Here is a 25362-nt window from a genome sequence, read left to right as displayed (position 1 = left end):
TTCGGTGCTGTGGCGAATGCCACAGGGAATCGCGAAGAGCTCACACGCGGTCCGCAGTCCCGTCACGAGGCCCTCACGGTACGAGGCCCGGACCGCTGTGCCGACCGGCTTCGTCTGCCCGCGCAGGAGACGGCCCGCAGGGTGGCGAGTGTGCGGCGACGGGACGGCGTACGTGTCGGGGGAGCCGGACACCGACGGCCGGGAGCGCGGCCGGACCTGTGGGGAACCTGTCCGTGTACGGCACCAGCCGCTCCTTCCGCCTGGCCGCGCGGCAGCCGGCGGGAGAGGTGGCAGAAGCCCTGGAACAGGACATCGCCCGGTCACCCGCCCTCCCCGCGGAGACGGTGGACGCCGATGCGCGGAGGAGGTCCGAACCGCCGCGGACCGGTTCGGACCTCCTCACGCGGACAGCGCGACAACCGCCGGCCCGCTCACTCGATCGAGCATTCCCGCACCGTCAGCGGCTCCGCGCTGCCCGCCGGCCTGCTGCACAGCACCTCCGCCTTCGAGAGCCCTTCCGGCGTTCTGCGGACGCGGGCGAGGACGATGCTGTGACCGTGGCGTTCGCCGTAGAGGGGGGCGCCGGTGAAGTCGATCGTGCCGGTGGCCATCCCCTCGAGCTTGACGCTCCTCAGGTTGACCCAGGTCGCCGCCCGGCTCTGGCGTACGTCACCGAGGCTCGCCGCCCAGTACAGGGCTCGGGTGGCGTCGTGGGAGAGGGCCGTCTGACCGCTGGCGAAGCCGGGGGCGTCGTAGGTGGCCTCGCCCGGTTCGAGCCAGGGAAGGTGTTCGCCCGCGTCCTGGTAGAAGGCGGTCCCGGACGCCGCCTCCCGCAGTTCGGCCAGTGCCGCGTGGTAGAGCGTGATGCGCGGGGCCACGCCGTCCCGGCCGCCCGTACCGGAGAACTTGGCCTTGCTCAGGTCGTCCCCGGTGAGGATCGAGATCTCCCGATTGGCGCAGCCCGGTTCGACGCCCAGCTGGGTCATCAGCGGGCCGATGTCCTCGACCCGTCCCGCGAAGTAGATGACCGACGGGACGTCCTCACCGCGGCAGATGCTCTCCGCGTGCAGCCGCAGTTCGGGCTTGCCGTTCGCCACCCGGTAGGTCCGCGAGGGCAGCAGTCGGAAACCCCTGTCGCGCAGCATCTCCCTTCCGTAATAAGCCTGTTCGCTGGTGTACCGGTCCTGCGACGCCTTGGTGTCGCGGGCCAGGACGAGGGCGTGCGGGGACGCGTCCTTGCCGCGGAGCTGCTGTGCGACGAGGCCGAGCGCCTCCGCCTGGTGCTCGTCGGGGGCCGCGAGGCTGAACCAGTTGGAGAAGTCCTCCGGCAGATACGTCGCCGAGTTGGTGCCCGAGACGACGGGCAGGCCCGCCGCGTGCAGTCGCCGCGTCACGGCGGGGCTGCTCTGCAGGTCGCGTCCGAAGCCGACGACGCCGACGACCGTGGGATCGCGCTCGGCGTACCGCGCGATCGCCGTGGCGGTGAAGAGCTGGTGTCCCATGTCCGCGCCGCCGTTGGCGAGCAGCACGCGTAGCTTGACGCGGTAGTTCTCGTTGACGACGCGCTGGGCGAGGTACACGCCGGCCAGCTCCTCCGCGCCCTTGACCAGGGACGGGTCCACCGTGGCCGAGCTGAGCGGACCCGCGTACACCACCGTGACATAGGCACGCGGGTGGTCGCGCGTCACCTTGTCGTTCTCGGCGTGCACCAGGTTCTCCAGGTCGCGCAGCCGCCCGCTCTCCGAGTCGGCCCCGCCCTTGAGGTGGGCGCCGAAGCGCACGCCGCCGGTCGATATGCCGACGCATTCCGTGCCGCCGCCCGGCGCCGGGCGCAGCTCGGTGTCGCGGTCGGCGGTCAGCAGGCCCGCCGAGCAGTACGTGCGGTGCAGGTCGCGGGCGTGCACGACGCCGACGGTGGCGGCCAGGGCGAGGACCAGGGCCAGGCTGTACGCCGACCACACCACCTGCGCCACGGGCGGGCGGTGCCGGGCCCGCACACACCGCCAGTCCGCCTGCCGCAGCTGGACCAGCTCGTCATGGGGGAGCGCTATGCGCAGCACCCAGGGCAGGGCGTTGGTCCGGCTCGGCGACTGGTCGGCGCGCAGGTTCCCGGCCCATTCGTCGTACCAGTGCCGCAGACGTTGCTGCAGGCGGGAGGGGGCGGAGCGGAGCTGGGAGCTGGGGTACTGACCGTTGGGGGGTGTGCCGGTGCCCCGGTCGAGCAGCGGCGCCTCGTCAGCGGCCACACCCGCCACGATCAGCAGGGGGTCCAGTTCGCTGCGCCGGCTGCGGACGTCGCTGACCGCCCTGATCAGCTCGATGCCCCCGTTCTCGCGGCTCACCCGGCGCAGGACGAGCACCGGTGGCCGGGGCCGCTTCAGGCCGCGCAGGTCCCAGCTCGCGCGCCGGTGGTTGTCCCGCAGGTCCTCGAAGAGCGCCAGCACGTACAGCTGGAGGGGGAAGGGGCCGCCCCCGCGCATGGCTTCGGCGACGTCGTAGGCGCGGGCCGCGATGGCATGCCAGGAGCGCAGGGGCCGTAACAGCCGCACGCTGGTCGACTGCCGACGGGCGGCGGACTGGAGGAACGTCGTGGTCAGGAACCACCGGCTCTCCCTGCGCAGCCACAGGAAGAGGGGAGCGCGCCCGGGCACGTGATTCAGCGCGGCCAGCAGGATCATCAGACCGGTGCCCGCGAGGACGGCGACGTACCACTCGGGACGGGTGAGCAGGGAGGTGAGTGCGCCCAGGATGCCCGCGGGGAGGAACTGCTGCACGTCGTTGAGCAGCGCCTGCCGGTTGCGGCGCGCGGGCCTGCGAGGGCGCCAGCGCTGCCGGGCGAGGATGCGGAGCAGCTGTGTCTGGGCCTGCTCACGCTGGGCGTTGCCGTCCGGCGTGCCCACCGGGGCGGTCGGCCAGTGCTCGCGCATGTCCGGGTCGTCGGTGGCGTCCTGGAGGGCCCGGACGAGACCCAGGCGGGGGAAGGAGTAAGGGCGGTAGGACGCGGAACGGTCGCCCCACTTCCGGCTGTCACCGAGGTCGCGCAGAAGCCGTACGGCCTGGGCGCTGGGATCGAGGTCGCCCGGCGGCGGCTCGGTGGGGGCGACGGCCAGGCGCGTGCCGTGACTCTGCTGGCCTTCGCGCAGCTCGTCGACCAGCTCCGTCACGCGGTCGTCGTCGGCGGCGTCCTCCGCGTGCAGCACGATCACCGGCATCGGGGGGTCGCCCGTCCGGAAGTCCTGGATCAGCGACTCCAGTTGCCGCTGGACGTCGATCCCCGCCCCTGTCGACATGCCCGGGTGACCTCCCGGACAGTCCTGTGGGAACATCTGATCCCGGCCGAGCATGGACACCCCCCGCTGTCGTACGACACACGTGTCACAAGCGCCTAGCGAGGATAACGCTTGCCTCGGACAACTGGTGCTGCTGAAGGGGTGATCGGTTCCGGGCCGGGCGCCGGCCGGGGACGCCCCTGCCGTGCGGCCGCCCCGACCATGGATCGACACCCCCGGCCGCGCGAGGTTCTGTGCGGCGAGGGGCGGGGTGAAGGAGACCGCTGGTCACCGAGCGTCCAACGTCCCGACCGGATTCTCCGCGTGGGTGGCCGCATCCTGCGCCTTCCCGGTGTGTCCGAGGATCACGGTGGTCTTTTCCGGTCAGGGCGGGGCCAGGGGAACAGCGGTCCGCCGGGCGGGGGAGGACGTTTCCACTCGTGAGCGAGCCGGTCCGACGCAAGGGGAGTGCTCGCCCCGCGGGTGCGCGATGTGCGCGGGGCCGGTCGCTGCGTTCCGGCCAGACGCGCGGCGCGGGGAGCGGGGTGCGCACCGCGCTCCATGAGGGAAAGCGAAGGCGCCCCGAGCGTGGCCTTGCTCATGGTCGCCGCCGAGGACCTGCGCGGAAGGCGTGGAGCCTCAGGGCCGGCCCCGGCCTCCGGGGCCGGCGCCGGCCCTTCCGTCACCCGCCCGGCTCACCCCGCCACCCGTCCGCGACGATCACCGCGCGCCCCGACGCGTCCCCCCGCACCATGGGCGTGCTGCCGGCCGGCAGCCCGAGCCGGTACCGGTCGGATGCGAAGGAGGCGCCCGCCATGGGTGAGCTGTACATCGACGGGGAGTGGACGAGCGCCGCCGGCGGAGAGCGGCGGGAGGTGATCAATCCGTACGACGCCTCCGTCGTCACCACCGTCGACGAGGCGGATGCCACCGACGTGGACCGGGCGGTGCGGGCCGCCCGCCGTGCCTTCGACGAGGAGGACTGGGCGAACGCCCCCACCCGGCGCCGTGCCGACCTGCTGATGCGGGTGCACGACCTGCTGCTGCGCGACATCGACGAGATCGCCCGCACCGAGACCCTCGACACCGGCAAGACGCTGACCGAGGGCCGCTTCGACGTGGAGGACGTGGCGAACGCCTTCCGCTACTTCGCGGAGCTGGCCGGCAAGGACGGCGGGCGGGTCGTGGACGTCGGGCCCGGCGTCCTCAGCCGGGTCGTCTACCAGCCGGTCGGAGTCTGCGCGCTCATCGCGCCCTGGAACTACCCGCTGCTGCAGGCCTCGTGGAAGGTGGCGCCCGCGCTGGCGGCCGGCAACACCATCGTCCTCAAGCCCAGCGAGACCACCCCGCTCACCACGATCGTCCTGTTCCGGCTGATCGAGGAGGCGGGCGCCCCGCGCGGTGTCGCCAACCTGGTGCTCGGCTCGGGCGCGACCGTCGGCGCGGCCATGACCTCCCACCCCGAGGTCGACCTGGTGTCCTTCACCGGCGGTCTGGCCACCGGGCGCGCCATCATGGCGGCCGCGGCCGAGGGGCCGAAGAACATCGCCCTCGAACTCGGCGGCAAGAACCCCCACATCGTGTTCGCCGACGCCGACTTCGAGGCCGCCGTCGACTACGCGCTGGACGCCGCCTTCCTGCACGCCGGGCAGGTCTGCTCCGCCGGGTCCCGCCTGCTGGTGGAGGACTCGCTGCACGACCGCTTCGTCGAGGCCTTCGCCGAGCGCGCCCGTCATATCCGGCTCGGCAACGGCCTGGAGGAGGGCACCGAGAGCGGACCGCTCAGCTCCGCCGGGCACCGGGAGAAGGTCGAGCGCTACATCGCCATCGGCAAGGAGGAGGGGGCCCGGCTCGTCACCGGCGGCACCCGCCCCGACGACCCCGCCCTGAGCCGCGGTTACTTCCTGCTGCCGACGATCTTCGCCGACTGCGACCGCTCCATGCGCATCGTGCAGGAGGAGGTGTTCGGGCCGGTCGTCACCGTCGAACGGTTCCGCACCGAGGACGAGGCCGTGGAACTCGCCAACGACACCCGCTACGGACTGGCCGGCGGGGTCTGGACCTCCGAGGCCGGCCGCGCGCAGCGCGTCGCGCAGCGGCTGCGGCACGGCACCGTGTGGATCAACGACTTCCACCCCTACGTACCGCAGGCCGAATGGGGCGGCTTCGGGCGCTCCGGCGTCGGGCGTGAGCTCGGGCCCACGGGCCTGCGCGAGTACCAGGAGGCCAAGCACATCTACCAGAACCTCAACCCGGGGCCCTCCGGCTGGTTCAAGGGCAGCAGCGGCGGCTGAGCCGTCAACACCGGCTTCCCGGCCCGCCCGAGCCGCAGCACGCCGCCTCCTGCCCCCTCACCCGACGGCTCCGAAGAAAGGCAGCCCATGGCCTCCACCACCCCTCACGGCGCGGAGTCGGACTACGACTACGTCATCGTCGGCGGCGGTACCGCCGGATGCGTGCTCGCCGCCCGTCTCAGCGAGGACCCCGACTGCCGCGTCTGCGTCATCGAGGGCGGCCCCACCGACGTGGGCGACGACCGCATCCTGCGCCTGCGCAACTGGATCAACCTGCTCGGCTCGGAGTTCGACTACGGCTACACCACCGTCGAACAACCGCGTGGCAACTCGCACATCCTGCACTCGCGGGCCCGCGTCCTCGGCGGCTGCTCCTCCCACAACACCCTGATCAGCTTCCTGCCGCTGCCGCAGGACCTCGACGACTGGGTGGCCGCCGGCTGCACCGGCTGGGACCCGGACACGATCCTGCCGTACCGCGACCGGCTGCAGACCAAGATCGTGCCGGTGGCGGAGGCCGACCGGAACCCCATCGCCAAGGACTTCGTCACCGCCGCCGCCCGCGCCACCGGCGTCCCCGTCATCGACGACTTCAACGCCGAGCCCTTCGCCGACGGCGCCGGCTTCTTCTCCCTCGCCTACGAGCCGGAGGGCAACCTGCGCTCCTCCGCCTCCGTCGCCTATCTGCACCCCGTCCTCGACCGTCCCAACCTCACGCTGATGCTGGAGACATGGGCGCACCGGCTGCTCACCGACGAGGCGGGACGGCTGACCCGGGTCGCGGTGCGCGGCGCCGACGGCGAGCCCGCCACCGTACGCGCCCATCGTGAACTGCTGCTGTGCGCCGGGGCGATCGACACCCCGCGGCTGCTGATGCTGTCCGGCATCGGCCCGGCCGACGACCTGCGCCGCCTCGGCATCGAGGTCGGCGTCGACCTGCCGGGCGTGGGGGAGAACCTGCTGGACCACCCCGAGTCGGTGATCGTCTGGGAGACCCGCGGCCCGCTGCCGCCCAACTCCGCGATGGACTCCGACGCCGGTCTCTTCCTGCGCATGGACAAGGGACAGCCGCGCCCCGACCTGATGTTCCACTTCTACCAGGTGCCGTTCACCGTCAACACCGAACGGCTCGGCTACCCGGTTCCCGAGCACGGGGTGTGCATGACGCCGAACGTGCCGCGTGCCCGCTCCACCGGCCGCATGTGGCTGCGCAGCGCGGACCCGTCCGAGCATCCCGCCCTGGACTTCCGCTACTTCACCGACCCCGAGGGCCACGACGAGCGCACCGTCGTCGAAGGGCTCAAGCTGGCCCGCGAGGTCGCCGCCACCGATCCGCTGAAGGACTGGCTGGTCCGCGAGGTCGCGCCCGGCCCGTCCGTCACCTCCGACGCCGGCCTGTCGGAGTACGGCCGCCGCGTCGCGCACACCGTGTACCACCCGGCGGGCACCTGCCGGATGGGCGCGGCCGACGACCCGACGGCCGTGTGCGACCCGGAACTGCGGCTGCGCGGCGCCGAGGGCGTGCGCATCGTCGACGCCTCGGTGTTCCCGACGATGCCCACCATCAACCCCATGGTGACGGTGCTGCTCGCCGCCGAACGCGCCGCCGACCTCCTCACCGGGCGCCGCGGACCGTCCGGCCGGGAAACGACGCGGTGACCGGCCCGCGGCCCTCCGCGACCAGTGAGAACCTCTCGGCCGGACGCGCCGTGGTGACGGCGGGCCGGTTGGGTATGTGCGCCTCGGTGGCCGGAAATCATCCGGGCGCCCGCGCCGCGGACCGGGCATCGGGTGCGGCGGCAGGCAGCCGAGGCCGAGAAGGAGTGCGACGTGTCGACCATTGGAGACAAGAGTCCCGGAAGCCCGGAGGAGCTGCCGCTCGCGGACGCCCCGACGGGCCCGGTGCGGATCAAGCCCGTCGTCTTCTTCGGGGCGGCGCTCCTCGTCCTCGCGATCTCCCTGTGGGCGATCATCACCCCGTCGGGCGCGGAGCATGTCATCGGTGTCGCGGTCGGCAAGATCTCCCACTGGTTCGGCTGGTACTACTTCCTCGCGGCGACCCTCTACCTGGTGTTCGTCATCTTCATCGCCGCGTCCAAGTACGGCACCGTCAAGCTCGGCCCCAAGCACTCCAAGCCCGACTACGGCCTCTTCACCTGGGGCTCGATGCTGTTCGCGGCGGGCATCGGCATCGACCTGATGTTCTTCTCGGTGTCCGGACCCGTCAGCCACTACCTCGCGCCGCCCGAGGGCGACCCGGAGACGCTCGAGGCCGCCCGGCAGGCGGTCGTGTGGACGCTGTTCCACTACGGCATCACCGGCTGGGGCATGTACGCGCTGATGGGCATGGCGCTCGGCTACTTCTCCTTCCGGTACCGGCTGCCGCTCGCCATCCGCTCCGCGCTCTACCCGATCATCGGACGCCGCATCCACGGCCGGATCGGCGACACCGTCGACCTCGCGGCCATCATCGGCACGGTCTTCGGCATCGGCGTGACCCTCGGCATCGGCGTGGTGCAGCTCAACTACGGCCTCAAGGCGCTCTTCGGCATCCCCGAAGGACTGGCCGCGCAGATCGCCCTCATCGTCATCGCGGTGGGCATGGCGACCGTGTCCGCGGTGTCCGGCGTCGACAAGGGCATCCGCCGCCTGTCGCAGCTCAACATCCTGCTCGCCGCCCTGCTGATGTTCTACATCCTCGTCGTCGGCCAGCCGTTCCGGCTGCTCAACGCCGTCGTCCAGAACGTCGGCGACTACGTCAGCGGCTTCCCGTCGATGACCCTCAACACCTTCGCCTACGACCAGCCCACCGAGTGGCTCGACGCGTGGACGCTGTTCTTCTGGGCCTGGTGGGTCGCCTGGGCGCCGTTCGTCGGGCTGTTCCTGGCGCGCATCTCCCGAGGCCGCACCCTGCGCGAGTTCGTCGCGGCGACGCTGGTCATCCCGTTCCTCTTCACCGGGCTCTTCCTGGCGATCTTCGGCAACAGCGCCCTGTTCCTGGTGCGCGACGGCAACGCCGAGTTCGGCGAAACCGCCATGAACGTTCCCGAGCAGGGCTTCTACAGCCTGCTCGACCAGTTCCCCGGCTTCATGTTCAGCGCCGGACTCGCCACCTTCGTCGGCCTGCTGCTGTACGTCACCTCGGCCGACTCCGGTGCCCTGGTGATGGGCAACCTCAGCGCCGACCTGCCCACCCCGATGACCGACGCGCCGACGTACCTGCGCATCTTCTGGGCGGTGGCGACCGGCCTGCTCACCCTCGCGATGCTCATCGTGGGCGGTGTGCAGGCGCTCACCAACGCCACCATCATCATGGGCCTGCCCTTCTCCTTCGTGATGTTCCTGATCATGGCGGGGCTCTATCTGGCCCTGCGCACCGAGAGGATGAAGGTCGAGGCCCGCGTCAGCACGCTGCCCGGCTCGCTCTCCGGACGCACGCACCACGGCCTGCCGGGCGCGCCGAACTGGCGGCACCGGCTGGCGCGCGCGATGGCGTTCCCCGGCCGGCGCGCGGCGGCGCGGTTCGTGGACCAGGTGGCCCGGCCCGCCTTCCAGGAGGTGGCGCACGAACTGCGGCAGCAGGGAGCCGAGGCGGAGGTCGTGGAGGGAACCGTCGAGGAGAACGGCCTCACCCACGTCGGCCTGCGCGTGCCGGTCGGCGACGGCGAGGTGTTCGTCTACGAGGTCTGGCCCGTGGAGCGGCCCACCCCCGCCTTCGCCACCCGGTCGGTCGGCGAGCACGACACCTATGTGCGGTTCGAGGTGCGGCTCGCCGAGGGCAACCAGGACTACGACGTGATGGGATACGCCAAGGAGCAGCTCATCGCCGACAGCCTCGACCAGTACGAGCGGTACCTGGAGTTCCTGCGGTTGCGCCACGAGGCGTCCACCCGCTCCAACCTCCCCGACCACCGCCCGGACGCACCGGACGCGCACCTGCCGGAGGAGTGAGGAACCGGGCGGGGCGGCTCGCTCCGGGCCGCCTCGCCCGCCCCGCCCGGACGTTCTGTACGGCCGCCCGTCAACTGCTGACGGGCGGCCGTTCCACGTGCGGGGTGAGACGGGCGAGGTCCGGGTCGCCGAACTCGTCGCGCAGGGCCTGGAAGGCGGTCACCTTCTCCTCGCCGAAGCGGCGGACCTGGGCGGCGTAGGCATCGGGGGAGAGGAACCGCGTGGGGCGCGACTTGGAGTGGAACTTGTCCGCGTACATCACCAGCCGCTCCTCCGCCGTCTCCGCCAGGTAGTCGGCGGGCGGGACGGGGAGGTTCTGGCTCACGACGTCTTCCCGGGTCAGTCCGACCCCGGTGTGGTGGGAGCAGAAGCGGCACAGGGCAGCGGGGAAGCCCTCGCTCTCCAGGATCTCCTGGCCGAGCAGGCCGTGCCGGATGTAGTTCTCGTGGTCCAGCCGTCCGTCCTCGCCGTAGAGGCGGTAGACGCCGATGTCGTGCAGGAGGCAGCCGGCCCGGACCAGTCCGGCGTCGAGGTGGGCGAGGCGCGGCGACGCCAGCAGCTGCTCGGCGACGCTCCAGACGATCTCGCAGTGACGGTGGACGGAGGCGAACGCCTCGGCCGTCGGCGCGTGCTTCTCGTGCAGCGCGCGGATCTCTTCGGGTCCCGGAATCCTCACCCGAGGAGCGTAACAACCGCAGGTGGGAGCGGGTGGGGGAGTTTCCGAGCGGGCGGAAGAGATCCCGAGCGGGGGAGGAGTTCACGAGAGGGCGGAGGAGTTCCCGCCGCTGCCCTTTTCACGCGATCCGGTGATAAGGCGCGAAGCGGGCACGTGGCGGCCGTGCGGGCCGTTCGACGGGGTGACGGGGGCGGTCGTCGCCTCCGTGGGACACCGACGACGGGGGAGACACCATGAGCCTGCAGCTCATGCGGAACGCGGACGGCACGGTCACCGGGCGCAACGAGACCAACGGCTTCACCGTGACCCACGCCGACGAGGAGGAGGTGAAGCGGCAGTTGTACGAGGACGCGGGGTGGGAGTACACGCCCCCGCCGCCCCCGGTCCGGCCGGGAAGTCATCGCTTCGTGCTGGTGCACGAGGAGGACGGAGGCTGCGGCTTCGGGGACGAGCGGTACGCGGGGCTGCGCGCGAGGCCGCCCGAAGGGTGCGTGCCCGCGGACCATGGGCACTTCGCCCTGGAGTGCGAGCGTCCCGGGAAGACGCTGCTGGACGCCGTCGCCGGCACGGTCGCAGAGGTCCGCCGCGACCACGGGGTGGTGATGAACAGCCTGGAGGTGGCCGGCAGACCGGGGAAGTGGCTCGATGCCGAGGGACGGGACGGTGACGCCCCCGAGGAGGTGGCGCACCTGGTGCTGACGGCCGCCCACCGGTCGAGACGGCTCGGGTACGGGCGGAAGGAGCTGGTACGGCTGCTGGACGCCACGGGGATCGAGTAGCCGGGCGGCTCGCGGGCGCCGGCTGGCGGGCGTGCGGTCGAGGGCCGTCGGCTGAGGGGGGCGGCCGACGACGTCAGCACGGTGAGGCCGGCCGGTGACGTCAGCTCGATGAGGTCGGCCGGTGACGTCAGCTCGGTGAGGTCGGCCAGGTGCCGCCGGCTCGGTGACCTCGGCTCGGTGACGCCTGCTCGGTGACGTCACCGGACTGACGTCAGCTCGGGTGGCCTCAGCCCGCCACGAGTTCGCGCGGCGCCCTGTGCATGGCCGTCGCCGGGGCCGTCCGCGTCGCCCGGCGCGTGCGGAACAGCCACAGCACGTCACGGCCGAACGACCACACCAGCAGGCCGAGGGCCAGCGCCACGATGCCGGTGTTCACCAGGTGAGGAAGGAGCGCGGAGGCCGCCACCAGCAGCAGGACGCCTTGGAGCGCGGCCACCGTCTTGCGGGCCGCGCTGGGAGGGAGCGGCGCGGTCAGCCAGGGCCAGATGCGGGCCGCGGCGACGAACACGTAGCGCATGGCGCCGATCAGCAGCACCCAGGGGCCCGTCGCCATCGACACGTACACGCTGAGCACCAGGATCAGGAAGGCGTCGACCTCCATGTCGAAGCGGGCGCCCAGCGGGGTGGAGGTGCCGGTCCTGCGGGCGACCTTGCCGTCGACGCCGTCGAGGACGAGGGCGACGGCCGTCAGGCCGACGAGGAGGGAGACAGGAGGTGTGTCCTGGAAGGAGTCCGCCACCAGCGCGGTCACCCCGCCGACGAGGGTGGCCCGGCCGAGGGTGACCCGGTTCGCCGGCCCGAAGGTGCGCGACCCCGCCCGGTGCAGGGCCCGGGACAGCACCGCCCAGGTGGCGATCGCGAACACGAGGCCCGTGACCCACCCCGCGGGGCTCATGCCGATCGTGGTGCCGATCAGGGCCAGCAGCAGGATCTGTACGCCCGCCCCCAGGGCGGTCTCCTGCTGGACGAGCCTCGCGTCGTACGTGTTGTTCAGGGCCACCGAACACCCTCCGGCCGTGTGACAGAGTCGATCAGCGCCGCTACCTTGTGCGCGGCCTGTGCACCACTCGGTACGCGCGCAGGATCCCGATCGTTCAGGAGGACTTCGATGAACCGCGTCGCACGTGCGTTCTGGCTCGACTCGCCTGGCCGGGGGGAGATCCGTGACGTGGACCTGCCGGAGCCGGGCCCGGACGAGGTTCTGGTGCGCGCCCTGTACTCGGGGGTGAGCCGTGGCACGGAGACGCTCGTGTTCCGCGGGGGTGTGCCGGAGAGCCAGCACACCGCGATGCGGGCGCCGTTCCAGGAGGGTGACTTCCCGGCGCCGGTGAAGTACGGCTACCTGAGTGTCGGCGTGGTCGAGGAGGGGCCCGGGTCGCTCACCGGGCGGACGGTGTTCTGCCTGTACCCGCACCAGACGCGGTACGTGGTGCCTGCGGCGGCCGTGACGCCGGTGCCCGCGTCGGTGCCGGCCGGGCGGGCGGTGCTCGCCGGCACCGTGGAGACCGCCGTCAACGCCCTGTGGGACGCGGCGCCCCTGGTCGGCGACCGGATCGCCGTGGTCGGCGGCGGGATGGTCGGCTGCTCGGTGGCCGCGCTGCTCGCCCGCTTCCCCGGCGTGCGCGTCCAGCTCGTCGACGCCGACCCGGCGCGGGCGAAGACCGCCGAGGCCCTCGGCGTGGACTTCGCCCTGCCCGCGGACGCCGACGGGGAGTGCGACCTGGTGGTGCACGCCAGCGCCACCGAACAGGGACTCGCCCGCGCGCTGGAACTGCTCCGGCCCGAGGGCACCGTCGTCGAGCTCAGCTGGTACGGCGACCGGAAGGTGAGCGTGCCGCTGGGCGAGGCGTTCCACTCCCGGCGGCTGACCGTCCGGGGCAGCCAGGTCGGCACCGTCTCCCCGGCCCGCGCGCACCGCGGCTACGGGGACCGTCTCGCCCTCGCCCTCGACCTGCTCGCCGACCCTGCCCTCGACGCCCTCGTCACCGGTGAGTCGCCCTTCGAGGAACTGCCCGACGTCATGCCCCGCCTCGCCTCCGGCGACGTCCCCGCACTGTGCCACCGGGTGCGCTACGGCGACCCCGGACCCGGCGCACACGCCTGACCTGAGAAAAGACGCGACACGCGCTGAACACGGGAAGGAAGCCAGCCGTACTACTCGACATCCCCGCCTCTCAGACCGGCGGGGAACAGACGCGCCGCACCTGGAGGGTCGTCCGTTGTTCAGCATCACCGTCCGCGATCACATCATGATCGCCCACAGCTTCCGCGGCGAGGTCTTCGGACCGGCCCAGCGCCTGCACGGAGCCACGTTCCTCGTGGACGCCACCTTCCGGCGTGAACAGCTGGACGAGGACAACATCGTCGTCGACATCGGCCTGGCCACACAGGAACTCGGGGCCGTCGTCGGCGAGCTGAACTACCGCAACCTCGACAACGAACCCGACTTCGCCGGGGTGAACACGTCCACCGAGTACCTGGCCAAGGTCATAGCCGACCGGCTCGCCGAACGCATCCACAAGGGAGCGCTCGGGGAGGGGGCCAAGGACATCGCGCGGATCGCCGTCACCCTGCACGAGTCGCACATCGCCTGGGCGAGTTACGAGCGTGCGCTGTGACCGACACGGCCTTCGACATGACCGGGACGACGACCGGCAGGACGCGCGACACGACCACCAGGACGGCAGGCCGCAGCGGCGCCGGCCGCCTGGACCACGTGCCCGTGCAGGCGTCCTTCCGGAGGAACGGCGGGATCATCCCCATGTCCCTGCGCTCCGTGCACTTCGTCATGCCGGGCGGGGTCGACGACCCGTCCGCCCCCAGCGGCGGCAACGCCTACGACCGGCGCGTGTGCCTGGACCTGCCCGGCTTCGGCTGGCAGGCGCACCGGCACCCGGTGGCCGGTGACTGGCCCCGCCCCGACGCCGCCGCCCGCGCCGAACTCGCCCGCACCCTGCGCGCCCTCCCCGACGGCGCGGTCGTCCTGCTCGACGGGCTGGTCGCCTGCGGGGTGCCGGAGATCATCGTCCCCGAGGCGGAGGAGGGACGCCTGCGCATGGCGGTGCTCGTCCACCTGCCGCTCGGCGACGAGACCGGCCTGGACGCGGCCGTCGCCGCCGAACTGGACGCCCGCGAACGCGCGGTGCTGCGGGCCGTGCCCGCCGTCGTCGCCACCAGCGAGTGGGCGGTGCGCCGGCTCGTCTCCCACCACGGGCTTGCCCCCGAGCGGGTCCATGTCGCCGCCCCCGGCGCCGACATCGCGCCCCTCGCGCCCGGCACCGACGGCGTCTCGCACCTGCTGTGCGTCGCCGCGGTGACCCCGCGCAAGGGCCAGCACCGGCTGGTGGAGGCGCTGGCCGCGGTGACCGACCTGCCGTGGACCTGCTCCCTGGTCGGCGGCCTCGTCCACGACCCCGAGTACGTGACCCACCTGCGCGGCCTCATCCGCCGACACGGCTTGGAGGACCGGCTGGAGCTGACCGGCCCGAAGTCCGGCGCCGCACTCGACGCCGTGTACGCCACCGCCGACCTGATGGTCCTCACCTCCTACGCGGAGACCTACGGCATGGCCGTCACCGAGGCCCTCGCCCGCGGCATCCCGGTACTGGCGACCGACGTCGGCGGGCTGCCCGAGGCCGTCGGCCGCGCCCCCGACGGCGGGGTGCCCGGCATCCTCGTCCCGCCGGAGAACCCGGCCGCGATCGCCGCCGAACTGCGCGGCTGGTTCGGCGAGGCCGACGTGCGACGGCGGCTGAAGACGGCCGCCCGCGGGCGGCGGGCCGCGCTCGGCGGCTGGGCCGGCACCGCGCGGAGCCTCGCGGGAGTCCTGCGCCGGCTCCCCACCGCGTCCGGGGAGGCGGCATGACACGACCGACCACCACCCAGCCCGCCGCCGCGGTCCCGGCCCAGCCCGGACCCCGGGATGTCACCGACGCGGCACCCGCGGCACCAGGGGACGACATGGCACCCAGCGGCTCCACGGACGGCGCGTCGGTCATCCCCGGCGCCGGACCCGCCGGACCCCGCCCCGGCGAGCGGGCCACCGTGCGGCTGCGGGGCACCGGCGAGGAGGAGCCGCCCCGCTACGCGCCCGAGTGGCTCCAGCTGCGCGAACCGGCCGACGCCGCCGCCCGCTCGTGCGACCTGCTGGACCCGCTGCGCATCCGGCTCGCCAACCTGCCCGGACGGGCCGGCGGCGGTCTCGTCGTGCACGACATCGGCTGCGGCACCGGCTCCATGGGCCGCTGGCTGGCGCCCCGTCTGGACGGCACCCAGCACTGGGTGCTGCACGACCGCGACCCCTGTCTGCTGCACTTCGCGGCCGTCGCCTCCCCGCGCTCCGCCGCCGACGGCAGCCACGTGACCGTCGAGACCCGGCGCGGCGACGTCGCCCGGCTCACCTCCGACGCGCTGTCCGGTGCCTCCCTGGTGACGGCGTCCGCCCTGCTCGACGTCCTCACCCGCGAGGAGGTCGGCGCGCTGGCCGCCGCCTGCGCGGGAGCCGGATGTCCGGCGCTGCTCACCTTGTCGGTGGCCGGACGCGTGGAGCTGACGGAGCCGCACCCGATGGACGCGGAGATCACCGAGGCGTTCAACGCCCACCAGCGCCGCGGCGGCCTCCTCGGCCCGGACGCGGTCACCGTCGCCGCCGAGGCGTTCACCGGGCACGGCGCGACCGTACGGCTGAATCCCAGCCCGTGGCGGCTCGGCCCGGAGCAGGCCGCGCTGACCGGGCAGTGGCTGCGCGGCTGGGTCGGAGCGGCGGTCGAGGAACGGCCGGACATGGCGAAGCGTGCCGACGCCTACCTGACCGAGCGGCTCGAAGCCTGCGCGGCAGGGGAGTTGCGGGTGGTCGTGCACCACACCGACCTGCTCGCCCTGTGCCGGCCGGTGGACGGCGGCGCATGAGCACGCACACGGGGGAGACGGCCGAGGCGGAGGAGCCCTCGACGGGGCCGTCGGCGGCCGGGCGCGGCGCCCGCCGCCCGCTCCGGCGGCTCGGCAGCCCCGCCGTACGCACCCGCCTGGGCTCCCTCACCGGTGTGCTCATCCTCGCCGTGCTGTTCTGGCGGCTCGGCACCGGCGCCTTCGTGGACGGGGTGCGGCGCATCGACGGGCCCGCGCTGGCCGCCGCCCTCGGCATCGGGCTGCTGACCACCGCGTTCAGCGCCTGGCGCTGGGCGCTCGTGGCGCGCGGCATCGGCATCAGGCTGCCGTTCGGCGCGGCCGTGGCGGACTACTACCGGTCCCTGTTCCTCAACGCGGCGCTGCCCGGCGGCGTCCTGGGCGACGTGCACCGAGCCGTCCGGCACGGCCAGGACGCCGGTGACCTCGGGCGGGGGATACGGGCGGTGGTGCTGGAGCGGACGGCCGGTCAGCTCGCGCTGTTCGCCGCCGGGGGAGTGGTCCTGCTGACCGTGCCGTCCCCGGTCCACGACCAGGTGCGGCAGGCCGCCCCGCCGGCCGGGCTCGGCCTGCTGGGGGCGTGCGCGGTGGTGCTGGCCCTGCGGATGGACCGGGCGCCGTCCGGGCTGATGAAGCCGCGGGCCGTACGCGGAATGCTCGCCGAGGCGCGGCAGGTCCTGTTCTCACGGAGCACCGCGCCGGGCGTGCTCGTCTCGTCCGTGGTGGTCCTCGCCGGGTACGTCGCCATGTTCGTCCTCGCCGCGGACGTCGCCGGGGCCGGGGCGTCGGTGACGGAGCTGCTGCCGCTGGCGGTGCTGGCGCTGCTGGCGATGAGCCTGCCGCTGAACGTGGGCGGCTGGGGGCCGCGCGAGGGCGTCGCCGCCTGGGCGTTCGGCGCGGCGGGGTTCGGCGCGGGACAAGGGCTGACGGTCGCCCTGGTGTACGGCGTGCTCAGCCTGGTGGCCAGCCTGCCGGGGGCGGCGGTGCTGGTGACCCGGTGGTACGCGACGGTCCGCGCCCGCCGCGCGGCGGACCCCGCACGGCCCGCACCACGGCCCCCGGCCGTCCCCCGGCCCCGCCCGCTCGCCCCGGACACGCCGGGGCCGGACAGGCCGGGGCCGGTCGTCCGGATTCCCGCTCAGCCGTCGGAGGTCAGGAGCGAGAAATACGCGGCGAAGGAATCCGCCAGGCTCGCGAGAAGTTCCTTCCCCTTTTCCGCGGTGCCCAGCGACGGCCGGCCGATGACACCGGAATCCGTATAGGCGGACATTCCGGTGGTGAGCAGATGACGCCGGTCGTCCGAGACGTGGTCGGACGTTTCGTAACCGGGACGGAGAACCTCGGGAGAAGTGCGCAGAAGAATGGACGTCTCGATTTCACCCGCGTGCATGTCGGTCAGCAGCGATGTCTCGACTCCGGCGCGCACCCGCGCCGCCTCCCAGTCCTCGGGGGCGGGGAAGAGCGCCATCCGCTCACCGCGCGCGGAGGCCTCCTGGACGACGTTGCCCAGCACGTAGTTGCCGCCGTGCCCGTTGACCAGGACCAGGGTGTCGACGCCCGAGCGGCGCAGCGAGCCGGCGATGTCCCGCACCACCGCGTGCAGGGTCACGGAGGAGAGGGACACCGTCCCCGGCCAGGCCGCGTGCTCGTGCGAGCAGGACACCGTCACCGGAGGCAGGAGGTGCACGGGGTGGGCGTCGGCGACCGCCCTCGCGATCGCACAGGCGACCAGGGTGTCCGTCGCCAGCGGCAGGAAGGGGCCGTGCTGTTCATAACTCCCGACCGGAAGTACCGCGATCTGACGTGAGACGCCGGCTCCCCGCGTCCGTACATCCTCAGTAGTGTCCGCCGGCAACAGACCGTGCACCGGGCCGTATGCCGCCGATCGCTCGTGTGAACCACCCATGTCCGTCACGGCCTTTCGTCTCTGCTTAGGAACTCGGGAATCATGACAGAAAAAATAGGCGTACTCGGAACGCAGCCTCAGCGGCGGACCGGTGTGGAGCGCGTCGTGAATGCGCCGCTGCCCACCGTGTACGGGGCGTTCCAGGCGGTCGGTTACCTGGACCACGACCGCGGTGACGAACAAGTGGCCCTCGTTCACGGCGACCTGGGAGCGGACCGGGTGCTCACCCGGCTGCACTCGGAGTGCCTCACCGGCGACGCCTTCGGCTCCCAGCACTGCGAGTGCGGGGACCAGCTGGCCGCGGCGCTGCGCGCGGTCGTCGCCGAAGGCGCGGGCGTCGTCGTCTACTTGCGGGGCCACGAAGGCCGCGGCATCGGGCTGCTCGCCAAGCTGCGCGCGATGGCGCTGCAGGCGGAGGGCCTGGACACCGTGGAGGCGAACCTGGCGCTCGGGCTGCCGGTCGACGCCCGTGACTACGCCGTCGCCGCCGGGATGCTCAAGGACCTGGGTGTGCGGTCGGTGCGGCTGATGTCCAACAACCCGCGCAAGCGGGAGGCGCTGGTGCGGCACGGCGTGCAGGTCCAGGAGCAGGTGCCGCTGCTGATCGAGCCGTGCGAGAGCAACATCACCTACCTGCGCACCAAGCGGGAGCGGCTCGACCACCACCTGCCGCACCTGGACGCGGTGGCGCACCTGTCCTGACGCCCCGCCGGCCGGCGGACCGGCCACCGCGAGGAGTCATCCGGCGAGTGCCTCGTGCACCAGCCGTTTGAGGTCGCGGAAGACGGTGTGGGAGGACCTGGGCCGCACCTGCGTGTAGAACTGCACGGTCAGGTCGCGGCCGGGGTCGACCCAGAAGGTGGTGGTGGCCACCCCGCTCCAGCCGTAGGCGCCGGGACCGGACGGTTCCCGGGTGCGCGACGGGTCGACGACCACGGAGACGCCGAGGCCGAACCCGACGCCCTCGTTGCCGGGGTCGTCGTGCGGGGGGACGCCCGCGGCGCGCAGATCGGCGCCGCCCGGGAGGTGGTTGCGGGTCATCAGCCGGACCGTCTCCGGGCGGAGCAGCCGCGTGCCGTCGAGTTCGCCGTCGCGGCGCAGCAGTTCCATGAAGCGGTGCATGTCGTGGGCGGAGGCCACCATGCCGCCGCTGCCGGACAGGAAGCGGGGGCGGCCCCGCAGAGGCAGTCCGGCGATCGGCTCGATGCCGCCCGCGTCCGTCTCGCCGTACAGCTCCGCGAGCCGGTCCGCCTGCGCGTCGCTCACCTCGAACCCGGCGTCCGTCATGCCGAGCGGCCGGAAGACACGCTCGGTCAGATACGTGTCGAGGGGGCGCCCGGAGACGACCTCGACGATCCGGCCGAGCACGTTCGTGGCGACGGAGTAGTTCCACCGCGTGCCCGGGTCGAACAGCAACGGCAGGCCGGCGTACACGTCCGTCGTCCCGGCGAGGTCCGTGCCCGGTGCCACCGACGACTCCAGCCCGGCCGCGCGGTACAGCGCGTCGACCGGATGGGCGTGGTAGAAGGCGAACGTCAGTCCGGCGGTGTGCGTCATCAGGTGCCGCACCAGCAGCGGGCCGGACGCCGGACGCGTCCGCACCTCCTCGCCCGAGCCGTCCACGTACACGCGCGGCTCCGCGAACGCCGGGAGGTGCCGGCCCACCTCGTCGTCCAGGGACAGCAGCCCGTCCTCCACCAGCATCAGCGCGCCCACGGTGGTGACCGGCTTGGTCATGGAGTAGATCCGCCACAGGGTGTCGCTCTCCACCGGCAGTCCGGCCGCCACGTCCCGCGCCCCGTACGCCGTCAGATGCGCCACGCGCCCCGCACGGGCGACGGCCACCAGGAAGCCGGGCATCTCCCCGTCGTCGACCCGGCGGGCCAGTTCCCGGTCCAGCCGTTCCAGCGCGTCCGCGTCCAGCCCGGCCTCGCCGGGGTCGGCCTCCTGCCGCAGTACCGCCATCGCACACCTCCGGGGAACGCCGGCCCGGTACGGGCCGTTGATCGAAGCATGACCCAGGACGCAGAACAGAACGCACTGCTCGCCCTGCTCTCCGAGGGGCACGACGGAGTGCTCGTCACGCTGAAACGCGACGGACGGCCCCAGCTGTCCAACGTCATGCACGCCTACTACCCCGACGAGCGGATCATCCGCGTCTCCCTCACCGAGGACCGGGCGAAGACCCGTAACCTGCGGCGCGACCCCCGGGCGTCCTACCACGTCACCACCCCGGACCGCTGGGCCTACACGGTGGCCGAGGGCACCGCCGAGCTGTCGCCGGTCGCCGGGCAGCCGTACGACGAGACGGTGGAGGAGCTGATCCGGCTGTACCGGGACGTCAACGGCGAGCACGAGGACTGGGAGGGGTACCGGGCGGCGATGGTTCGCGACCGCCGGCTGGTGCTGCGGCTGCGCGTCGAACGGGCGTACGGCATCCCGCGCCGCGGCGCCGGGGCGTAGGCGCCGGGGCCCGGGAGCCGGCACATGCCCGCGGTGGCGCGCGCATGTGCCGGACACCCCCGAGCCGGGCAGGCCCCGGCGCACCCGGTCGCTCAGGCGCCGACGTACTGCGCGAGGTGCTCGCCGGTCAGCGTGGAGCGGGCGGCGACCAGCTCGGCCGGGGTGCCCTCGAAGACGACCCGTCCGCCGTCGTGGCCGGCACCGGGGCCCAGGTCGATGATCCAGTCGGCGTGCGCCATGACGGCCTGGTGGTGCTCGATGACGATCACCGACTTGCCGGAGTCGACCAGCCGGTCGAGCAGCCGGAGGAGCTGTTCGACGTCGGCGAGGTGCAGACCGGTGGTCGGCTCGTCGAGCACGTACACCCCGCCCTTCTCGCCCATGTGCGTGGCGAGCTTGAGGCGCTGGCGTTCACCGCCGGAGAGGGTGGTGAGCGGCTGGCCGAGGGTGAGGTAGCCGAGCCCGACGTCCGCCATCCGCTGCACGATCCTGTGGGCGGCCGGCAGCCGCGCCTCGCCCTCGCGGAAGAACTCCTCCGCGTCGGTCACCGACATCCCGAGCACCTCGCTGATGTCGCGGCCGCCGAAGCGGTACTCCAGCACTGACGCGTCGAACCGCTTGCCGCCACAGTCCTCGCAGGTGGTGGAGACGCCGGCCATCATGCCCAGGTCGGTGAAGACGACCCCGGCGCCGTTGCAGGTGGGGCAGGCGCCCTCGGAGTTGGCGCTGAACAGCGCGGGCTTCACGCCGTTGGCCTTGGCGAACGCCTTGCGGATCGGCTCGAGGAGTCCGGTGTAGGTGGCGGGGTTGCTGCGCCGGGAGCCGCGGATCGGGGTCTGGTCGACCGCGATCACGCCCTGGTCGGACGGGATCGAGCGGTGCACCAGGGAGCTCTTGCCGGAGCCGGCCACGCCGGTGACGACGGTGAGCACGCCGAGCGGGATGTCGACGTCGACGTTCCGCAGGTTGTTCGCCGAGGCGCCGCGGATCTCCAGGGCGCCGGCGGGCTCGCGGACGGTGTCCTTGAGAGAGGCGCGGTCGTCGAGGTGGCGGCCGGTGATCGTGCCGCTGGCCCGCAGCCCCTCGACGGTGCCCTCGAAACAGACCGTGCCGCCCTCGGTGCCGGCGCCGGGACCCAGGTCGACGACGTGGTCGGCGATCGCGATGGCCTCCGGCTTGTGCTCGACCACGAGCACCGTGTTGCCCTTGTCGCGCAGCCGCAGCAGCAGGTCGTTCATCCGCTGGATGTCGTGCGGGTGCAGCCCGATGGTGGGCTCGTCGAAGACGTACGTGACGTCGGTGAGCGACGAGCCGAGGTGCCGGATCATCTTGACCCGCTGCGCCTCACCGCCGGACAGGGTGCCCGACGGCCGGTCCAGCGAGAGATAGCCCAGGCCGATCTCCACGAACGAGTCGAGGGTGTGCTGCAGCGCGGTGAGCAGCGGCGCCACGGACGGCTCGTCGAGGCCGCGCACCCACTCGGCCAGGTCCCTGATCTCCATGGCGCAGGCGTCGGCGATGCTGATGCCCTCGATCTTCGAGGAGCGGGCGCCCTCGGTGAGCCGGGTGCCGTCGCACTCGGGGCAGTCGGTGAAGGTGACCGCCCGGTCCACGAAGGCCCGGATGTGCGGCTGCATCGCCTCGCGGTCCTTGCTGAGCATCGACTTCTGCAGCTTGGGGATCAGCCCTTCGTAGGTGAGGTTGACCCCGCCGATCTTCACCTTGGTGGGCTCGCGGTACAGGAAGTCGTGGAGTTCCTTCCTGGTGTACTTCCGGATCGGCTTGTCCGGGTCGAAGAAGCCCGACTCGGCGATGACCCGCACCACCCAGCCGCCGCCGGTGTAGGTGGGGATGGTGAAGGGGTCCTCGCTCAGCGACTTGGAGTCGTCGTAGAGCTGGGTGAGGTCGATGTCGGTGACGGTGCCGCGGCCCTCGCAGCGGGTGCACATGCCACCGGTCCGGGAGAACGTCACCTTCTCCGTCTTGGTCTTCTCGGCGCCGCGGTCGACGGTGAAGCCGCCGCTCGCCGACACCGAGGCCACGTTGAAGGAGAACGCCCCGGGCGGGCCGAAGTAGGGCTTGCCGAGCCGGCTGAAAAGGATGCGCAGCATCGCGTTGGCGTCGGTGGCGGTGCCGACCGTGGAGCGCGGGTCGGAGCCCATCCGCTGCTGGTCGACGGTGATCGCCGTGGTGAGGCCCTCGAGCACGTCGACCTCGGGACGGGCCAGCGTGGGCATGAACCCCTGCACGAAGGCGCTGTACGTCTCGTTGATCATCCGCTGCGACTCGGCGGCGATGGTGTCGAAGACCAGCGAGCTCTTGCCCGAGCCGGACACGCCGGTGAACACGGTCAGGCGGCGCTTGGGCAGCTCGACGCTGACGTCCTTGAGGTTGTTCTCGCGCGCCCCGTACACGCGGATCAGGTCGTGGCTGTCGGCGACGTGACCGCCCGGCCGCTGCGGGCCCGTGCTCGTGACCATGGTCGTGGTTCTCCATCCGTCGGGCGGGGCCGTCGTCGCGGTCCCCGCCGGCGTTCCCCGGCTCGTCCCGGCCGGCGGCGAGGTGCGTCCGGCCGGCCCGTGGCGGCGCGTTCACGGCCGTGGTCCACAGCCGGCCCGGCGGGTCCCCCCCGCCCCGGGCGCCGCGCGCCACCGACAGCCTAGGCGGACGGCCCCCGCCTGTGCTTCTCGATTCCTGATCGGTCGCTGACGCGCCGTCGACACGCCCCGGAGACGGCGACGGCGCGTCCAGCCGGCCGGAAGGGGCCGGCGGGACGCGCCGTGACGGTCGAGCGGTCAGCCCTGTGCGGGCGCGGGCGGCCGGGTGTTCCACTCCGCGATCACCGGGGAGCCGTGCTCCAGGGACAGACGGCTCAGGGTGCCCGTCTCCAGGCGGAACAGGCGGCCGTCGGACGGGGGGAGGCCCAGGCGGCGGGCGGTGAGGACCCGCAGCAGATGACCGTGGCCGACCAGCATCACGTCCCCCCGCCCCAGGGCCCCGGCGACCCGGGCCAGCACCCGGTCGGCGCGGGCGCCGACCTGATCCGGGGACTCGCCGGGGAACCGCTCGCCGGGCGGCACCCCGTCGGTCCACAGGTCCCAGTCCGGCCGGGTGGCGCGGATGTCCGCGGTGGTCACGCCCTCGTACGCGCCGTAGTCCCACTCGCGCAGGTCCGGCTCCGGCTCGGCGCCGGCCAGGCCCGCCAGCTCGGCGGTGCGGCGGGCGCGGGCCAGCGGGCTGGCGAGGACCAGGGTGAAGGCACGGTCCGCCAGCAGCGGGGCCAGGGATCGGGCCTGGGCCTCACCGGCGGGCGTCAGCGGCAGGTCGGTGCCGCCGGTGTGGCGGCCCGCCCTGCTCCACTCCGTCTCGCCGTGCCGCGCCAGCAGCAGGTCCCCCATGGGCCTTACGCCTTCTTCGCGGACTCGACGGCGTGGCCGCCGAACTGTTTGCGCAGCGCGGCGATCATCTTCATCTGCGGCGAGTCCTCCTGCCGGGAGGCGAACCGGGCGAACAGGGACGCGGTGATCGCGGGCAGCGGCACGGCGTTGTCGATGGCCGCCTCCACCGTCCAGCGGCCCTCGCCCGAGTCCTCGGCGTAGCCGCGCAGGCGGTGGAGATGCTCGTCCTCGTCGAGGGCGCCGACGGCCAGGTCGAGCAGCCAGGAGCGGATGACGGTGCCGTCCTGCCAGGAGCGGAACACCTCACGGACGTTGTCCACCGAGTCGACCTTCTCCAGCAGCTCCCAGCCCTCGGCGTAGGCCTGCATCATGGCGTACTCGATGCCGTTGTGGACCATCTTCGCGAAGTGCCCGGCGCCGACCTTGCCCGCGTGGACGTACCCGTACGGGCCGTCCGGCTTGAGGGCGCGGAAGATCGGCTGGAGCCGTTCCACGTGCTCCTCGTCGCCGCCGACCATCAGGGCGTAGCCGTGCTCCAGGCCCCACACGCCGCCGGAGACGCCCGCGTCGACGAAGCCGATGCCCCGGGCGCCCAGCTCCTTGGCGTGCTTCTCGTCGTCCGTCCAGCGGGAGTTGCCACCGTCCACGACGGTGTCCCCGGGCTTGAGCAGGCTGCCGAGCTGGTCGATGACGTTCTGGGTGGCGGCGCCGGCCGGGACCATCACCCACACCGCGCGCGGCCCTTCGAGCTGGCCGACCAGGTCGGACAGGTGCGGCACGTCGGACACTTCGGGGTTGGTGTCGAAGCCGATGACGGTGTGGCCGGCGTTGCGGAGGCGCTGGCGCATGTTGCCGCCCATTTTGCCGAGACCAACAAGACCGATCTGCATGTCAGTTCACTTCCTGCGTTCGCGGTAGGCGGCCACCAGCGCGGCCGTGGACGGGTCGAGGCCGGGGACGTCGGCGCCCTCGGTGAGCGCGGGCTCCACGCGCTTGGCGAGCACCTTGCCGAGTTCGACGCCCCACTGGTCGAAGGAGTCGATGTTCCAGATGGCGCCCTGCACGAACACCTTGTGCTCGTAGAGGGCGACGAGCTGGCCCAGCACCGAGGGGGTCAGCGCGGTGGCCAGGATCGTCGTGGTGGGGTGGTCGCCCCGGAAGGTGCGGTGCGGCACCTGCTCCTCGGGCACACCCTCGGCGCGCACCTCCTCGGCGGTCTTGCCGAACGCGAGCGCCTGTCCCTGCGCGAACAGGTTGGCCATCAGCAGGTCGTGCTGCGCCTTCAGCCCGTCGCTCAGCTCCGCGACGGGGCGGACGAAGCCGATCAGGTCGGCGGGGATCAGCTTGGTGCCCTGGTGGATCAACTGGTAGTAGGCGTGCTGCCCGTTGGTGCCCGGCGTGCCCCACACGACCGGACCCGTCTGCCAGGTCACGGGGCGGCCCTGGCGGTCCACCGACTTGCCGTTGGACTCCATGTCGAGCTGCTGGAGATAGGCGGTGAACTTCGACAGGTAGTGCGAGTACGGCAGCACCGCGTGCGACTGCGCGTCGTGGAAGTTGTTGTACCAGACCCCCAGCAGACCGAGCAGCAGCGGTGCGTTGGCCTCCGGCGGGGCGGTGCGGAAATGCTCGTCGACGATCCGGAAGCCGTCCAGCATCTCCCGGAACCGGTCCGGACCGATCGCGATCATCAACGACAGCCCGATCGCCGAGTCGTACGA

At 72.7% G+C, this 25362-nt stretch carries 18 protein-coding genes and 2 pseudogenes; 11 read left to right on the top strand and 9 right to left on the bottom strand.

The annotated features are described in order from the left end of the window. Nucleotides 1-431: 431 nt before the first annotated feature. Nucleotides 432-3290 carry an ABC transporter substrate-binding protein gene (locus tag ACIQ8B_RS15200; RefSeq protein ID WP_403547143.1) on the bottom strand — a complete coding sequence of 953 codons (2859 nt, stop codon included), beginning with the start codon at nt 3288-3290 and terminating at the stop codon, nt 432-434. 794 nt (nt 3291-4084) lie between these two features. On the opposite strand from ACIQ8B_RS15200, the gene ACIQ8B_RS15195 reads away from it, so the two are divergent. The 3 genes from ACIQ8B_RS15195 to betT all read left to right on the top strand — a co-directional run bounded on the left by ACIQ8B_RS15195 (nt 4085) and on the right by betT (nt 9514). Beyond that, nucleotides 4085-5563: an aldehyde dehydrogenase family protein gene (locus ACIQ8B_RS15195; protein WP_403547141.1), complete on the top strand. Its 1479-nt coding sequence runs from the start codon at nt 4085-4087 to the stop codon at nt 5561-5563. Between the two features lie 87 nt (nt 5564-5650). Then, nucleotides 5651-7222, top strand: a complete 1572-nt coding sequence (locus ACIQ8B_RS15190) for a GMC family oxidoreductase (RefSeq protein WP_403547139.1) — start codon at nt 5651-5653, stop codon at nt 7220-7222. Between the two features lie 171 nt (nt 7223-7393). Then, nucleotides 7394-9514: a choline BCCT transporter BetT gene (gene betT / locus ACIQ8B_RS15185; RefSeq protein WP_403547137.1), complete on the top strand. Its 2121-nt coding sequence runs from the start codon at nt 7394-7396 to the stop codon at nt 9512-9514. Between the two features lie 70 nt (nt 9515-9584). On the opposite strand, the gene ACIQ8B_RS15180 is transcribed toward betT, so the two are convergent. Further along, a complete protein-coding gene (locus tag ACIQ8B_RS15180) occupies nt 9585-10190 on the bottom strand; it encodes an HD domain-containing protein (protein WP_403547135.1) in 606 nt (201 codons plus the stop codon). A gap of 233 nt (nt 10191-10423) precedes the next feature. Here ACIQ8B_RS15180 and ACIQ8B_RS15175 point away from each other — a divergent pair, with 233 nt between their 5' ends. Beyond that, nucleotides 10424-10969, top strand: a complete 546-nt coding sequence (locus ACIQ8B_RS15175) for a hypothetical protein (RefSeq protein ID WP_403547133.1) — start codon at nt 10424-10426, stop codon at nt 10967-10969. Nucleotides 10970-11195: 226 nt separating this feature from the next. On the opposite strand, the gene ACIQ8B_RS15170 is transcribed toward ACIQ8B_RS15175, so the two are convergent. Next, nucleotides 11196-11969 carry a CDP-alcohol phosphatidyltransferase family protein gene (locus ACIQ8B_RS15170; protein WP_403547131.1) on the bottom strand — a complete coding sequence of 258 codons (774 nt, stop codon included), beginning with the start codon at nt 11967-11969 and terminating at the stop codon, nt 11196-11198. Nucleotides 11970-12077: 108 nt separating this feature from the next. Here ACIQ8B_RS15170 and ACIQ8B_RS15165 point away from each other — a divergent pair, with 108 nt between their 5' ends. From ACIQ8B_RS15165 to ACIQ8B_RS15145, 5 genes and pseudogenes are all read left to right on the top strand, one after another. Then, a complete protein-coding gene (locus tag ACIQ8B_RS15165) occupies nt 12078-13073 on the top strand; it encodes a zinc-binding alcohol dehydrogenase (protein ID WP_403547129.1) in 996 nt (331 codons plus the stop codon). A 115-nt stretch (nt 13074-13188) separates the two neighbouring features. Beyond that, nucleotides 13189-13587 (top strand): 6-pyruvoyl trahydropterin synthase family protein, encoded by a 399-nt coding sequence (locus ACIQ8B_RS15160; RefSeq protein ID WP_403547127.1) that lies wholly within the window; start codon nt 13189-13191, stop codon nt 13585-13587. Between the two features lie 17 nt (nt 13588-13604). Beyond that, entirely contained in the window at nt 13605-14834 is a 1230-nt protein-coding gene (locus ACIQ8B_RS15155; RefSeq protein ID WP_403547456.1) for a glycosyltransferase family 4 protein, read from the top strand. Beyond that, nucleotides 14831-15877 carry a class I SAM-dependent methyltransferase gene (locus tag ACIQ8B_RS15150; protein ID WP_403547125.1) on the top strand — a complete coding sequence of 349 codons (1047 nt, stop codon included), beginning with the start codon at nt 14831-14833 and terminating at the stop codon, nt 15875-15877. Before ACIQ8B_RS15155 ends, ACIQ8B_RS15150 begins: the two co-directional genes overlap by 4 nt. Beyond that, a pseudogene (locus ACIQ8B_RS15145) lies at nt 15874-16839 on the top strand (lysylphosphatidylglycerol synthase transmembrane domain-containing protein); the annotation flags it as partial. The gene ACIQ8B_RS15150 and the pseudogene ACIQ8B_RS15145, both read left to right, overlap by 4 nt. A gap of 173 nt (nt 16840-17012) precedes the next feature. Here the strand turns inward: ACIQ8B_RS15145 and ACIQ8B_RS15140 are convergent. Then, entirely contained in the window at nt 17013-17780 is a 768-nt protein-coding gene (locus ACIQ8B_RS15140) for a creatininase family protein (protein ID WP_403547123.1), read from the bottom strand. 42 nt (nt 17781-17822) lie between these two features. Here ACIQ8B_RS15140 and ribA point away from each other — a divergent pair, with 42 nt between their 5' ends. Then, nucleotides 17823-18482, top strand: coding sequence for a GTP cyclohydrolase II (gene ribA, locus ACIQ8B_RS15135; protein ID WP_290010978.1), 660 nt, complete (start codon nt 17823-17825; stop codon nt 18480-18482). A 36-nt stretch (nt 18483-18518) separates the two neighbouring features. Here ribA and ACIQ8B_RS15130 read toward each other — a convergent pair whose 3' ends face one another. Further along, the gene (locus ACIQ8B_RS15130; protein ID WP_290010977.1) at nt 18519-19745 is read right to left on the bottom strand and encodes a serine hydrolase; all 1227 of its coding nucleotides are present in this window, start codon (nt 19743-19745) and stop codon (nt 18519-18521) included. 48 nt (nt 19746-19793) lie between these two features. On the opposite strand from ACIQ8B_RS15130, the gene ACIQ8B_RS15125 reads away from it, so the two are divergent. Further along, nucleotides 19794-20243 (top strand): PPOX class F420-dependent oxidoreductase, encoded by a 450-nt coding sequence (locus tag ACIQ8B_RS15125; protein WP_403547121.1) that lies wholly within the window; start codon nt 19794-19796, stop codon nt 20241-20243. A gap of 92 nt (nt 20244-20335) precedes the next feature. On the opposite strand, the gene ACIQ8B_RS15120 is transcribed toward ACIQ8B_RS15125, so the two are convergent. From ACIQ8B_RS15120 to ACIQ8B_RS15105, 4 genes and pseudogenes are all read right to left on the bottom strand, one after another. Further along, on the bottom strand, nt 20336-22723 hold the full coding sequence (locus tag ACIQ8B_RS15120) for an ATP-binding cassette domain-containing protein (protein ID WP_403547119.1): 2388 nt from the start codon (nt 22721-22723) through the stop codon (nt 20336-20338). A gap of 315 nt (nt 22724-23038) precedes the next feature. After that, on the bottom strand, nt 23039-23641 hold the full coding sequence (locus tag ACIQ8B_RS15115; protein WP_403547117.1) for a histidine phosphatase family protein: 603 nt from the start codon (nt 23639-23641) through the stop codon (nt 23039-23041). A gap of 5 nt (nt 23642-23646) precedes the next feature. Then, nucleotides 23647-24531, bottom strand: coding sequence for a phosphogluconate dehydrogenase (NAD(+)-dependent, decarboxylating) (gene gnd, locus ACIQ8B_RS15110; protein ID WP_106411429.1), 885 nt, complete (start codon nt 24529-24531; stop codon nt 23647-23649). 6 nt (nt 24532-24537) lie between these two features. Next, a pseudogene (locus ACIQ8B_RS15105) lies at nt 24538-25362 on the bottom strand (glucose-6-phosphate isomerase); the annotation flags it as partial.

The organism is Streptomyces sp. NPDC096105, assembly GCF_044763335.1.
Classification (GTDB): Bacteria; Actinomycetota; Actinomycetes; order Streptomycetales; family Streptomycetaceae; genus Streptomyces.
This window is presented reverse-complemented; position numbering and strand designations above follow the sequence as displayed.